Source organism: Collinsella sp. AM20-15AC, assembly GCF_003471405.1.
Taxonomy (GTDB): domain Bacteria; phylum Actinomycetota; class Coriobacteriia; order Coriobacteriales; family Coriobacteriaceae; genus Collinsella.
Genome location: NZ_QRJA01000004.1, coordinates 779 through 12,380, shown reverse-complemented (window position 1 = coordinate 12,380; position 11,602 = coordinate 779). Strand labels below are relative to the sequence as shown.

Here is an 11,602-nt window from a genome sequence, read left to right as displayed (position 1 = left end):
CCGCCAGGGCGGATAGCGCACGCTGCCCCATCGTCCCCGCCCGTTATGTGTTCATTTGCAATGCCGTGGATGGTTTGTCTGCCTTTGGGCATAAGAACCATCAAGAACATTGGCACGTCAGCAAAGGAGAACATCATGGCGAAATTCTTTAAGGACCCCGACGGTAAGCTCATTGCCGCCCTTGGCAACGACGTTGCAACCCCTGCCGGTTGCACGGAACTGACCGCAAACACTGAGGACGCGGCGCACGAGAAGCACGTGCCTGTTGTCGAGACCGAGCGCGACGGTCACGTGATTCGCGCACGCGTTGGCTCGGTCGAGCACCCCAGCCTGCCCGAGCACTATATTGAGTGGATCGCCCTTGAGGCCGAGGGCCGCTTAGAGGTCCATTACCTTGAGCCCGGTATGAAGCCCGCGACGTTTTTTGCCGGCGGTTCCAAGACCGGTACCGTCTATGCCTACTGCAACCTGCACGGGCTGTGGTCCGCGACGTTCTAGGAGCGCGCCCCCGCTCGGGGTATCATAGCTAGCATATGCACATGCGAGCGCCGACTGCATCATGCGGCCGGCGCTTTTACTACGATTTCGATGGTTTACGACGGAAAGGGCTGAGCCATGAAGCTCGCGCTTGCACAGATCGATATGCGCCTGGGTGATATTGAGGGCATTTGCGGCCGCATCGAGGACCAGGCTCGTCTGGCCCACGAGCGCGGGGCGCGCGTGCTGTGCGTTCCGGCTCCGCTCTTTATGGGCGCCATGCCCGGTGGCCTGGTGGGCGCTGCCGACTTTGAGCACGACATGCTTGCCGGCTTGACTGGTGTCGCCGAGCGCATCCAGGAGCTTGACATGATCTGCATCGTGCCCGCGGCGGTTTCGTTTGAGGGTCAGCCGCTGCTCGACTACATGATGCTCAAGGACGGTCATGTGGTGCCGGCGCGTTCGAGCATTGCCCTGCAGCGTGGCGAGAACAACGACACGCGTTGGGCGCCGCCGGTGTTCGACGTGGACGGCGTGCGCATCGCCGTGATTTTTGACTTGGACCGCGAACTCGAGATGTTGCCGACCGGTGTTGACCTCATTGCGTATTTCCAATTCAATGCGTTTGACATGACCGACCGCGAGACTGCCGCCATTGCCGCCGTTCGCAGCGGCGCCTACCGCAAGATCGCATCCAAGCGCAGCGTGTGGTTTGCCTGTATGGCGCCGGTCGGTGCCTATGACGAGTCGGTGTATACCGGCGGTTCGTTTGTGCTCGACGACTGCGGTCGCGTGGTGGCCCAGGCGCCGTGTTTTGAGGAGAGCCTGCTGGTTCAGGAGATTCAGCGCGGTGTGATGCTCGATGCCCTGGAAGATCACGAACTGCCCGAGTTCCGTTCCGAGGAGTGGCTGTGGCAGGCGCTGGTGCTCGCCGTGCGCGACAACGCCCGAGCCCACGGTGCGTCGCGTGCTGTGGTGGCGCTCGAGGGCGACTTGCCGTCGTCCCTGCTGGCGGCGCTGGCCGTCGACGCTCTGGGCCCGCGTAATGTGATTGGCCTGGTGCTGGGGCGCAACCGTATCTTTACGCCGGCGCAGGAAGAGGCCGAGGCTGCCCGCTGTGCCGCCGTCCGCGCCATCGCCGAGCGTCTGCACATTCGCACCGTCGAGCGCGATGCACCGGATGCGGCGCGTGTGCTCGATCGCGACGTGTCGGCGGGCGATGCCGAGCGTCTGCGCTCGCGCACGCTGGGCCTCATGCTGGAGGACACGGCGCTCGAGCTGGGTGCGATGGCGCTGAGCCCGCTGTCCAAAACCGAGTACGCGCTGGCGGCGCCGGCGCTTTGCGGCGGCTACCAGGGCGATTACGCGCCCTTTGGCGATGTGTACCTGTCGATGCTTGAGTTTGTGGCGCGTGTGCGCAACCGCGCGTCTGCCGTGGTGCCCCAAGAGCTCGTGACGCTCAACGCGGTGGAAGATTGTATGGAGCGAGTGCTGGCGCAGGCGCTCTCGACGCTCGACGGTCCGGTCGATATGCTCGACCGCGCGGCACAGCTGCTCGGCGGGCTTGAGCCGGGTGAGGTCGATGGCGCGCTCGAGGCGCACGTGGACCGCAATCGATCTTTCGACGACATCCCGATGGCCGCTGGCAAGCCTGAGGCCTGCTCGCTGCTGCTGATGCTCGTGCGTCAGGGCGAGGCCGCCCGCCGCATGCTGCCGACGGCGTCGATCGTCTCAGCCCGTTCGTTTGTCGAGCGCGCCTGGCCGTACATGCTCGCGTGGTCCGACCTGGGGCTTAACGGCAAGGAGCGCATGACGGTTGATTCGCTGGCGCGCGCCGAGGTGCGTCGCTTTGCCGACGACGATACGAGTGACCGTATGCGCGGTGAGATGATGGGCATTTTGGGTGAGCTGCTGGGTATTTCGCCCGAGCAGATGGAGGAGCTGCGCTCTGAGGACGGTCAGCGTCGTTTGCACGAGGGCATGAAAAAGTTCGAGGGCGAGGTTCAGGACGCCATCGATAAGATGATGGGCGGCCAGGGTGGCCCGCAGGGTGGGCCCCAGGGCGGACCGATGCCGCATCCGCCGGTGGATCCCCGTCAGTTTCCTTTTTTCTCGCAGAACTAACTATGGGATAGGATTCGCTTCCAACCCCGACACTTCAACTAAGCATCTTGGTCCCGTTGTGTTATTCTAGAACAGACGTTCGTGAATGATGCTCGGGGCCTTGCCTTGTGCTGTACTTGTGACGAGGGGAGGTTGGCTTGGTCATTTTGGGTATCGACCCCGGTTTGGCCCATACGGGTTGGGGGATTATCGAGGAGCGGCGCGGCGAGGTTCGCTGCCGTGCCTACGGTTGTATCGAGACCAGCGCGGGTAGTCCGCTCGCGGTGCGCCTGTCGCATATCGCCCGCGACCTCAAGGGCGTCGTGGAGCGTTATCGACCCGATACTGCTGCTATCGAGAGCATCTACTTTGGCGCTAATGTCCGCTCGGCAATCCCCACGGCACATGCCCGCGGTGCCGCGCTCGTGGCGCTTTCGGAGTGCGCGCTCGAGATCGGCGAGTACACGCCTATGCAGATCAAGCAGGCTGTGGTGGGTACCGGCGCCGCGGACAAGCGGCAGGTCGCCTACATGGTGCGCACGCTCACGCAGCTCGACCACGACCCTCATCCCGACCATGCCGCCGATGCCCTGGCTTGCGCCATCTGCCACGTAAACCTCAGCCGCACCCGCGCCCTCACCGGTGGCGAGTTCTATCAACAGAGAGGAACCGGATACTGATGATTTCCCAGCTCCACGGAACGCTTGTCGAGGCCACGATGAGCTCTGCTGTCGTCGACGTGTCGGGCGTTGGCTTTGAACTCGGCATTTCTGGCGGCACTGCGGCCACGCTGCCTACGCCCGGCGGTGAGGTGCGCCTCTATACCCGTATGCAGGTGCGCGAGGACGCTATGACACTTTTCGGTTTTTCCTCTAAGGATGAGCGCACGATGTTCGACCGGCTTGTGTCCGTCTCGGGCGTTGGCCCGCGCTTGGCGCTCGCCGTACTTTCCACCTATACCGTGGGACAGCTGTATTCCCTGGTGATGGCCGAGGACGACAAGGGCATGGCCAAGGTGCCCGGCGTGGGCAAAAAGACCGCCCAGCGCCTCATCTTGGAGCTCAAGAGCACCTTTGCCAAGGACAAGGGCTTTGTGCCGGTCGATGCGATCCCCGGTCAGGTTGCGATGCCCGTGCCCGCCGCCGCTCCTTCGGCGATCGATGACGCCTGTGCGGCACTCCTTTCCATGGGCTTTAGCCCGCAGGAGACCGATGTCGCTCTGAGCGGGTATGATGGGCAGGATATGCGTGTCGAGGATTTGCTCGGCGCGGCGCTTAAGCGACTCGGAATGGATGCGTGATGTGGGAAGCCGATGACTCTCAGGACCTGTGGGCGACGCCCGGCAACTCGCCGGCGGCATCCATGGCGCACGGCGAGCGCATGGTGGGCTCGGAGCTGACGGCCGAGGACCTCGATGTCGATCGCACTTTGCGCCCCCAGCGCCTGGACGATTACTGCGGCCAGGAGCATATCAAGCAGAGCCTGCGCGTGTTGATCGAAGCGGCGCAGAGCCGTGGGGAGACGCTCGACCACGTGATCTTCTCGGGTCCTCCGGGCCTGGGCAAGACCACGCTGGCCACCGTAATCGCCAACGAGTTGGGCGCTCAGATAAAAACGACGAGTGGCCCGGCCATCGCGCGTACGGGCGACCTGGCGGCCATCCTTACCAACTTGCAGCCGGGTGATGTGCTGTTTATCGACGAGATCCACCGCCTCAACCGTTCGGTCGAGGAAGTCCTGTACCCCGCGATGGAGGACTTTGCCCTCGATATCGTGATTGGCAAGGGTCCGGCGGCGCGCTCGATTCGCCTGGATATCCCCAAGTTTACGCTGGTAGCAGCAACGACCCGCTCAGGCATGTTGACCGGCCCGTTGCGCGACCGCTTTGGCATTTCATATCGCCTGGATTACTACACGGTCGAAGAGCTCGCGCAGATTGTGACGCGCTCGGCAACTATTCTGGGCGTGGCGATCGACCATCCCAGTGCACTTGAGATCGGCTCGCGTTCGCGCGGCACGCCGCGTCTTGCCAACCGCCTGCTCAAGCGCGTGCGCGATTACGCACAGGTGCGCGGCAACGGTCCCATCGAGCTCGATATCTGTCGCCAGGCGCTCGAGTTCTTCGAGATCGACGAGCTCGGCCTGGACTGGATGGATATTCGCATTTTGGAGACGCTTGCCAAGACGTTCTCCGGTCGTGCCGTGGGACTTACGACCCTTGCCAGCGCGGTGGGCGAGGACCCGGGCACGCTCGAGGATGTCTATGAGCCGTATCTGCTGCAGTGCGGGTTGATGATTCGTACGCCGCAGGGCCGTCAGGCAACCCTGCGCACCTTTGAGCACCTGGGGATTGAACCTACCGTTTAGGGCGCTTTGTTTTGGCGGGCTGTTGGGCTATCGCCGGGCATCGGGTAAACATATCGCCGTTCATCGGTTATGGGCGTTTTACTATTGCGCGCCCGTGCTATGCTGAATTGGTCTTTTTCTCATTCGGTAACGAAAGGACCGCCCATGCCTACTGACATCGAAATCGCACGTTCTGTCACGCCGCTGCCTATTACCGAGGTGGCCAAGAACGCCGGCGTCGACGTTAAGCACCTTATTCCGTACGGCTTCGACAAGGCTAAGGTCGACTATTCACTGCTCAACGAGCCGACCGATCACCAGGCCAAGCTCGTCCTCGTGACCGCTATCAACCCAACGCCTGCGGGCGAGGGCAAGACCACCACGACCATCGGTCTGGCCGATGGCCTGCGTCGTCGCGGCGTCAAGAGTGCCGTGGCCCTGCGCGAGCCTTCGCTCGGCCCCGTCTTTGGTGTTAAGGGCGGTGCTGCCGGCGGCGGCTGGGCTCAGGTGATCCCCATGGAGGATATCAACCTGCACTTTACCGGCGACTTCCATGCCATCGGTGCTGCCAACAACCTGCTGGCCGCCATGCTTGATAACCACATCCAGCAGGGCAACCAGCTTGGCATCGACGTTAAACGCATCACTTGGAAGCGCGTCGTCGATATGAACGACCGTCAGCTGCGCCACGTCATCGACGGTATTGGCGGTAAGGCCCAGGGCGTGCCGCGCGAGGACGGCTTCGATATCACCGTCGCCTCCGAGGTCATGGCAATCCTGTGCCTGTCTACGAGCATCAGCGACCTCAAGGAGCGCCTGGGCGAGATCGTCGTCGGCTACAGCTTTGCCGGCGAGCCCGTCCGTGCCCGCGACCTTAAGGCCCAGGGTGCCATGGCCGCGTTGCTTAAGGACGCGCTCAAGCCCAACCTGGTGCAAACGCTCGAGGGCACGCCCGCGTTTGTCCACGGCGGCCCCTTCGCCAACATCGCCCACGGCTGCAACTCTATCATGGCCACGCGTATGGCGATGCGCTTTGGCGATGTCGCCATTACCGAGGCCGGCTTCGGTGCCGATCTGGGTGCCGAGAAGTTCCTCGACATCAAGTGCCGTATGACGGGCGTTCGCCCCAGCGCCGTCGTGGTCGTCGCGACCGCTCGTGCGCTGAAGTACAACGGTGGCGTCGCCAAGGCCGACCTCAACGAGGAGAACCTCGAGGCACTCAAGGCCGGCATGCCCAACCTGCTGCGTCACGTCGACAACATCCAGAACGTTTATGGTCTGCCCTGCGTAGTCGCCATCAACCGCTTCCCGACGGACACCGAGGCCGAGCTTGCGCTCATCGAGTCCGAGTGTCAGAAGCTCGGCGTCAACGTTAAGCTTTCCGAGGTCTGGGCCAAGGGCGGCGAGGGCGCGCTCGAGCTTGCCGATGAGGTCATGCGTCTGATTGAGCAGCCGAGCGAGCTCAAGTTTGCCTATGAGGACGGCGCCGATGTGGCCGACGCTCTTGAGGCCATTGCCACCAAGGTCTACCGCGCCGACGGCGTCGACTTTACGCCGGCCGCCAAGCGCCAGCTCGCCGAGCTGCGCGAGAACGGCTTTGGCAACCTGCCGGTGTGCGTGGCCAAGACGCAGTACAGCTTTAGCGACAACGCCAAGGCCCTGGGCGCTCCCGAGAACTTCCGCATCACGGTGCGCGAGCTCAAGGTTTCCGCCGGTGCCCACTTTGTGGTCGCATTGACTGGCAGTGTTCTGACCATGCCGGGCTTGCCCAAGGTCCCCGCGGCTGAGAACATCGACGTCGACAGCGACGGCAACATCACCGGCCTGTTCTAAGCCTGTTGCCCCTAGCTGCCTGCCCGCCCCGCCGTGCCCCCAAGGCCCGGCGGGGCTTTTTTATCCTTAGGCCCGCGCATGTCTTGTAGATACCGACGGGCTCTGCCCATCATAGGCTTTTGCGCGGGTAGAATGCATGGATAACTTGATGCTCACGCGCGACGGAAAGGAATCGTTGCATGGATCAGGATAAGACGACCGTAATGGGCGGCTACGGTTCCGCGCAGGCTGGCGATAGCGCCGATGCGACCCGCGTTGTTCCCAACCCCGGTTATACCGACCCCGCCGCGACGCAGCCTTCTGCCGAGCCAACCCGGGTTATGGGCTATGGCGACACAGCGCGGGATTCTTATGCTGTATCTTCGCAAGGCCCCTATGGCAACGCAGCTCCGGACCCGTTTGATTACGCGCCGCAGGATTCTTATGCCGCCTCGACGCCGAATCCCTATGATGACCTGCCGCAAAATCCCATTCCGCAGCCTCAGCAGACGACGTATATGCCTCGCACGGCGCAGTCTCGCTACGAGTCGCGCGAGCCGTATCGCGAGTACCCCAAGTCGATTCCGCAATATGGCGAGGACGAGGAGAAGAAGCCGTCGCGTTCGTCGAGCGTGATCAAGAAGATCCTCATCGTGCTGGCGATCTTCTTTGCGCTGTCGGTTGTGTTTGCCATTGTGTCGGGCATGCTCAACAAACGAGGGAGTTCAACGGCCGATACCGCTGCCGAGCAAACCGAGTCCGCCTCGTCTAGCACCGTCGATCTGAGCGATATCCCGGGGCAGTACTGGTCCAACGCCAAGAAACTTCTCAAGTCGCGCGGTGCCAATCTTTCGAATGCCGTGGTCCTGACTGATGATGGCTCAACGCCCGTCATCGATGCCAACTGGGTCGTTACTTCTGCTTACTATAACGACAGCGGCAACCTCGAAATTCAACTCACGCACAAGAATAGCTCGGGCAACTCGCCCGACGGCCAAAGCGGTACCGACAGCTCGAGTTCCAATACGCTGGAGGACTTGAGCAACAAGGCACAGGAGTTGGGAGACAAGGCGCAAGAGCTGGGCGATACGGCACAAAACCTGGGCGACACCGCGCAGAACTTGGGCGACATGGCGACGGGTGCCTGGAATGCACTGCAAAACGGCATCTCGGGCGCGCAGGGAAACTAGCTGTTAAGCGGGCTACAGCTGTTCAGCCGGACGGTCGGGCGAGCTAAAGCCCGAGTCAAACGTAACGACGCATGAGGCATTGGGTCGGCGCTCGTGCACGATGCGCGTGACGAGCTCCAGCAGCTCCTCGTCGGATATGTCAAAGCCGTCGGGGCGCACCAGGTCAAACGAAACGAACCCGTCGTGCTCGTGCAGGTCGTGGATGGAGAGCGCGGGGTCGATCTGCATAACGCCGCGCTTGACCCAGCCGCGCAAATCATCGCCGGTTGTCGCGATGGGGTCGCAGTGCAGCGTGATGCCAATGCCCATCTGGCGCTTGATGTCGTGCTCGATGGTGTCCAGGATCTCGTGGTGCTCAAATGCGTCGCCCTCGCCGGGCATCTCCACGTGAGCGCTGGCAAACTGACGACCGGGGCCGTAGTCGTGCACCATCAGGTCGTGTGTGCCCAAGACCTGCGGATAGGACATGATCTTGTCGCGGATTGCCTGGACGAGCTTGGGGTCGGGCGCTTGCCCCAGCAACGGGCTGATGGCGTCGCGCACTAGGCCCATGCCGCTGATGCAGATGAAGATGCCCACACCCAGGCCTGCCCAGCCATCGAGGTCAAAGCCGGTCGTCTGCGAAATAAGCGCCGCCACCAAGACCGAGCCCGAGGTGATGACGTCGTTTTTGGAGTCCTGTGCTGTGGCAATGAGTGTTTCGGAATCGATACGGTTGCCCAGCGCGCGGTTGAATGCGGCCATCCAGAGCTTAACGAGCATGGATGTAGCCAGTGCCGCAAGGGAAACGAGCGTGTAAGCGGTGGGGGAAGGCTTGATGATCTTGGTGACCGACTCGAGGATCAGGTTGATGCCGACGGCGCAAACCAGGACGGCGACAAACAAGCCGGCGAGGTACTCGTAGCGGCCGTGGCCATAGGGGTGGCCTTCGTCTGCCGGGCGGCTGGCGAGGCGGAACCCGAGCAGGCTCACGATGTTGCTCGAGGCATCGGAGAGGTTGTTGAAAGCGTCGGCGATGAGGGAGACGGAGCCAGCGAGCAGGCCCGCGATGCCCTTGGCCAGGCACAAGGTGATGTTGAGGCCAATGCAGATGAGGCTTGCGGCGAAGCCCGCGTTGGTGCGGCGGGAGGTATCGACCGGCTCGCCCTCGCTGCCGGGAACAAGCGTATGTACCAGCCGATTTACAAATAGCATAGCGGTCGTCCTCACAATCATGTTTAAGGGGATAGTGTAGCTCGCGCGGGGGCGCCGTGCACCGATACTCAGAAAATGCAGCAATAGTCTGCCGGTGCTAACGAGCGAGCCTTCTCGTCTGCCTGGGTGCTCGATTTTGGGCCACATGGGTATGGGCACGTGCTTACCTGCCCGACATACTTAATGTCGACAGCCCCAGTGCAAAGGAGGACGTATTCATGGACGAGATGTTTGCCATTAAATGCCAAAACTGCGGCGGCCCTATGTACTCACACCAGGCTAAACGCAGCTTTGAGTGCGCCTATTGCGGCACGGTCGTTCCGTGGCAGGCCGATGCGGGGGAGCCCAAGAGCGCCCTGGGCATTCGCCATACGCCACTGACGGTTGTCGATGGGCTGCTCAAGCTCACGCATGTGTCGCAGCTCGAGCGCCCGGTGGACCCCGACTGGTATTTCTTTAATGAGCACTGGCGCAATCAGTCGGTTCTGGAGCATCTGCTGTGGGAAGACCGCGGCACGGCCCAGGAGTTCCAAGAGGCCACGCACGTGAGCATCCCCTGTCCCTTCTGCGGAGCGTCCTTTGAGGGCGAGTCGACCCAGCGCGTGTTTGAGTGCCCGTCCTGCGGCAATAAGATCGGTGTCGCCGACCTGCTCAAGCCGGGGACGTTTAGCAAGCGCCTGACCATGGGCGTTGGTGCGGAATATGTGCCCGAGCAGGGTATTCCCTGCGAGATAACGCCGCAGCAGGCGCGCGCCAATGCGCTTGAGCTGGTGCGCCGATATCCAGACGCCTTTGCCGGTCACGATGTGGAAGACGCGATTCAAAACGACATGATGCTCTTCTACTTCCCCATGGCGCTCGCGGACCTGCGCATGATGGCGTCCTTCCCGGGCAAGGGCCTAAGCAAGGAAACCCTGGTGTACTACGAGGTGCTCGACTGGGCGTATCCGCGGGCAAACTATCTGGATGTTCGCCTTATGGGCATTTTGGAGCCGTGGGACTTTGCCAAGGTTGGGCCGTTTGACCCGGCCATGCAGGAAGGTGACTTTCGCGTTGTCTCCGTCGATGCGTCTACCAAGGACCAGGTGGTCATTGATAAGTTGGCGCTCGACATTGCCGGCAACGATGCCGAGGCGGTGCTGGGGCTCAATAAAAAGAGCATCCGCACCTGGGCGCGCAAAGCCCGCAAGCATAAGGACGGCCTGGTGATGGTGCCGGTCTACTTTGTCGATCGTCCAGCGACGGACAGCCGCGACGGCGAGCAGGTGCGCATTGCCGTAAACGGCCAGACGGGTCGTGCAGCCGCGGTGGTGTTTAGCGACAAGCGCGAGACGCATATCGTGGCGCCGCTCAACCCCAACGTGATGCTGTCGAGCGAAAGCACCGTGCACGCCACGCCCATCGAGGTCAAATACGTTAAATCGCCCTTCCTATACCAGATCGTACGCCGTGGAGGCGGCGAACAGCCGCGGCAGGTGGCAGCAACTGCCGAGGGTTCCTGCCGTGAAGAAAAACCCAAGCGCAAGGGATTGTTCGCTGCGATCTTTGGGAAGTAGGGAAGCGGAGCCGGGGCGTCGGGCTGCATCGCAAGGTCATGAGACGAATTTAAGACTGCTGGGAACGTGCTACCATTGCCGATAGCCTTAATCTTGTAAGAAGCGGAGGCCAGATTATGGGTTTTGCGGATCAGCAGCTTCAGCTTCAGGTACCGTATTCTCCTGACGACACGTTTAATGCCTTGAAGGCAGCTATGGAAAAGCTGCCTAAAGTAAAAGTTGATAGTGCATCGCCCACAACAAGAACAGTTGCAGCCGAGATTGGTATGAGCCTTTGGTCTTGGGGCGAAAATATCAGTATTTCGGTTGTTCCAGTTGAAGGCGGATCTGGCGTTACTGTCAAGTCGTCATCTAAGGTCAGGGCAAACGTATTAAACGGGGGCAAAAATGCAAAGAATATTGCCGAGATAGTCGATGCCCTATCGAAGGAGCTTGAGCGGTATACGCAGGTTTCACAGACTATTGAGACGCTGGCGGATAGTGATTGATGTAGTTGCAAGGCTTGAGAGGCTTGCAACGCTGCGTGATAGTGGAGTGCTTACCGAGGAAGAGTTTGCTGCAGAAAAGGCAAAAATCTTTTTGTAATCAGACACGGTGGTTGGATTTGCATTCTATTATTGAACTTGGTTATACCAGGCTGAAGATCGCGTCGAAAATGTTGGTGTAAGGGTGGCTCCCTAGCGTCCGTTTAACGAAGAGCGGCCTTCGTCCTAGAATCTGAAATCACCACAACAACAGGTTCTAGGAAAGGACGAAGACCGCTATGGAAATCTTATCAGACCCGAAGCCGGACATGCTCGCCATGCCGCGGTTCGACGACGGTGCCATCGACATGCAGGAGCTGCTCAGGCGCCTCGCCGAGCAGGTCGTAAACGCCGTGATGGACGCCGAGGCCGACCAGCTGTGCGGCGGCGGGGCGAACAG

11 protein-coding genes are annotated in these 11,602 nt (G+C 61.4%); 10 read left to right on the top strand and 1 reads right to left on the bottom strand.

The window, feature by feature from the left end; all coding sequences use genetic code 11:
• Positions 1 to 135: 135 nt before the first annotated feature.
• The 7 genes from DW233_RS02125 to DW233_RS02095 all read left to right on the top strand — a co-directional run bounded on the left by DW233_RS02125 (position 136) and on the right by DW233_RS02095 (position 7,928).
• Positions 136 to 498, top strand: a complete 363-nt coding sequence (locus tag DW233_RS02125) for a desulfoferrodoxin family protein (protein ID WP_089572163.1) — start codon at positions 136 to 138, stop codon at positions 496 to 498.
• A gap of 117 nt (positions 499 to 615) precedes the next feature.
• A complete protein-coding gene (locus DW233_RS02120) occupies positions 616 to 2,601 on the top strand; it encodes a hypothetical protein (protein ID WP_118266452.1) in 1,986 nt (661 codons plus the stop codon).
• A 137-nt stretch (positions 2,602 to 2,738) separates the two neighbouring features.
• Positions 2,739 to 3,260, top strand: coding sequence for a crossover junction endodeoxyribonuclease RuvC (gene ruvC, locus DW233_RS02115; protein ID WP_035137351.1), 522 nt, complete (start codon positions 2,739 to 2,741; stop codon positions 3,258 to 3,260).
• Positions 3,260 to 3,880, top strand: coding sequence for a Holliday junction branch migration protein RuvA (gene ruvA / locus DW233_RS02110; protein WP_118266451.1), 621 nt, complete (start codon positions 3,260 to 3,262; stop codon positions 3,878 to 3,880). The genes ruvC and ruvA overlap by 1 nt, the downstream gene beginning before the upstream one ends.
• Positions 3,880 to 4,947, top strand: a complete 1,068-nt coding sequence (gene ruvB / locus DW233_RS02105) for a Holliday junction branch migration DNA helicase RuvB (RefSeq protein ID WP_117639770.1) — start codon at positions 3,880 to 3,882, stop codon at positions 4,945 to 4,947. Before ruvA ends, ruvB begins: the two co-directional genes overlap by 1 nt.
• Before the next feature lie 144 nt (positions 4,948 to 5,091).
• A complete protein-coding gene (locus DW233_RS02100) occupies positions 5,092 to 6,759 on the top strand; it encodes a formate--tetrahydrofolate ligase (RefSeq protein ID WP_118266449.1) in 1,668 nt (555 codons plus the stop codon).
• Positions 6,760 to 6,938: 179 nt separating this feature from the next.
• Entirely contained in the window at positions 6,939 to 7,928 is a 990-nt protein-coding gene (locus DW233_RS02095) for a hypothetical protein (RefSeq protein ID WP_089572154.1), read from the top strand.
• A 12-nt stretch (positions 7,929 to 7,940) separates the two neighbouring features.
• Here the strand turns inward: DW233_RS02095 and DW233_RS02090 are convergent, their stop codons facing one another.
• The gene (locus DW233_RS02090; protein WP_089572153.1) at positions 7,941 to 9,122 is read right to left on the bottom strand and encodes a cation diffusion facilitator family transporter; all 1,182 of its coding nucleotides are present in this window, start codon (positions 9,120 to 9,122) and stop codon (positions 7,941 to 7,943) included.
• A 218-nt stretch (positions 9,123 to 9,340) separates the two neighbouring features.
• Between DW233_RS02090 and DW233_RS02085 the strand changes: the two genes are divergently transcribed.
• From DW233_RS02085 to DW233_RS10585, 3 genes are all read left to right on the top strand, one after another.
• Complete coding sequence (locus tag DW233_RS02085; RefSeq protein ID WP_118266447.1) at positions 9,341 to 10,678, top strand: hypothetical protein; 1,338 nt, start codon at positions 9,341 to 9,343, stop codon at positions 10,676 to 10,678.
• Positions 10,679 to 10,794: 116 nt separating this feature from the next.
• Positions 10,795 to 11,166: a DUF1499 domain-containing protein gene (locus DW233_RS10165; protein WP_147357115.1), complete on the top strand. Its 372-nt coding sequence runs from the start codon at positions 10,795 to 10,797 to the stop codon at positions 11,164 to 11,166.
• The gene (locus DW233_RS10585; RefSeq protein WP_089572150.1) at positions 11,093 to 11,263 is read left to right on the top strand and encodes an SHOCT domain-containing protein; all 171 of its coding nucleotides are present in this window, start codon (positions 11,093 to 11,095) and stop codon (positions 11,261 to 11,263) included. The genes DW233_RS10165 and DW233_RS10585 overlap by 74 nt, the downstream gene beginning before the upstream one ends.
• Positions 11,264 to 11,602 lie beyond the last annotated feature (339 nt).

Bases quoted from the DNA above. Each gene is read 5' to 3' on its own strand.
- DW233_RS02125 (WP_089572163.1), top strand. From the start codon at position 136: ATGGCGAAATTCTTTAAGGACCCCGACGGTAAGCTCATTGCCGCCCTT.
- DW233_RS02120 (WP_118266452.1), top strand. From the start codon at position 616: ATGAAGCTCGCGCTTGCACAGATCGATATGCGCCTGGGTGATATTGAG.
- ruvA (WP_118266451.1), top strand. From the start codon at position 3,260: ATGATTTCCCAGCTCCACGGAACGCTTGTCGAGGCCACGATGAGCTCT.
- ruvB (WP_117639770.1), top strand. From the start codon at position 3,880: ATGTGGGAAGCCGATGACTCTCAGGACCTGTGGGCGACGCCCGGCAAC.
- DW233_RS02100 (WP_118266449.1), top strand. From the start codon at position 5,092: ATGCCTACTGACATCGAAATCGCACGTTCTGTCACGCCGCTGCCTATT.
- DW233_RS02095 (WP_089572154.1), top strand. From the start codon at position 6,939: ATGGATCAGGATAAGACGACCGTAATGGGCGGCTACGGTTCCGCGCAG.
- DW233_RS02090 (WP_089572153.1), bottom strand. From the start codon at position 9,122: ATGCTATTTGTAAATCGGCTGGTACATACGCTTGTTCCCGGCAGCGAG.
- DW233_RS02085 (WP_118266447.1), top strand. From the start codon at position 9,341: ATGGACGAGATGTTTGCCATTAAATGCCAAAACTGCGGCGGCCCTATG.
- DW233_RS10165 (WP_147357115.1), top strand. From the start codon at position 10,795: ATGGGTTTTGCGGATCAGCAGCTTCAGCTTCAGGTACCGTATTCTCCT.
- DW233_RS10585 (WP_089572150.1), top strand. From the start codon at position 11,093: ATGCCCTATCGAAGGAGCTTGAGCGGTATACGCAGGTTTCACAGACTA.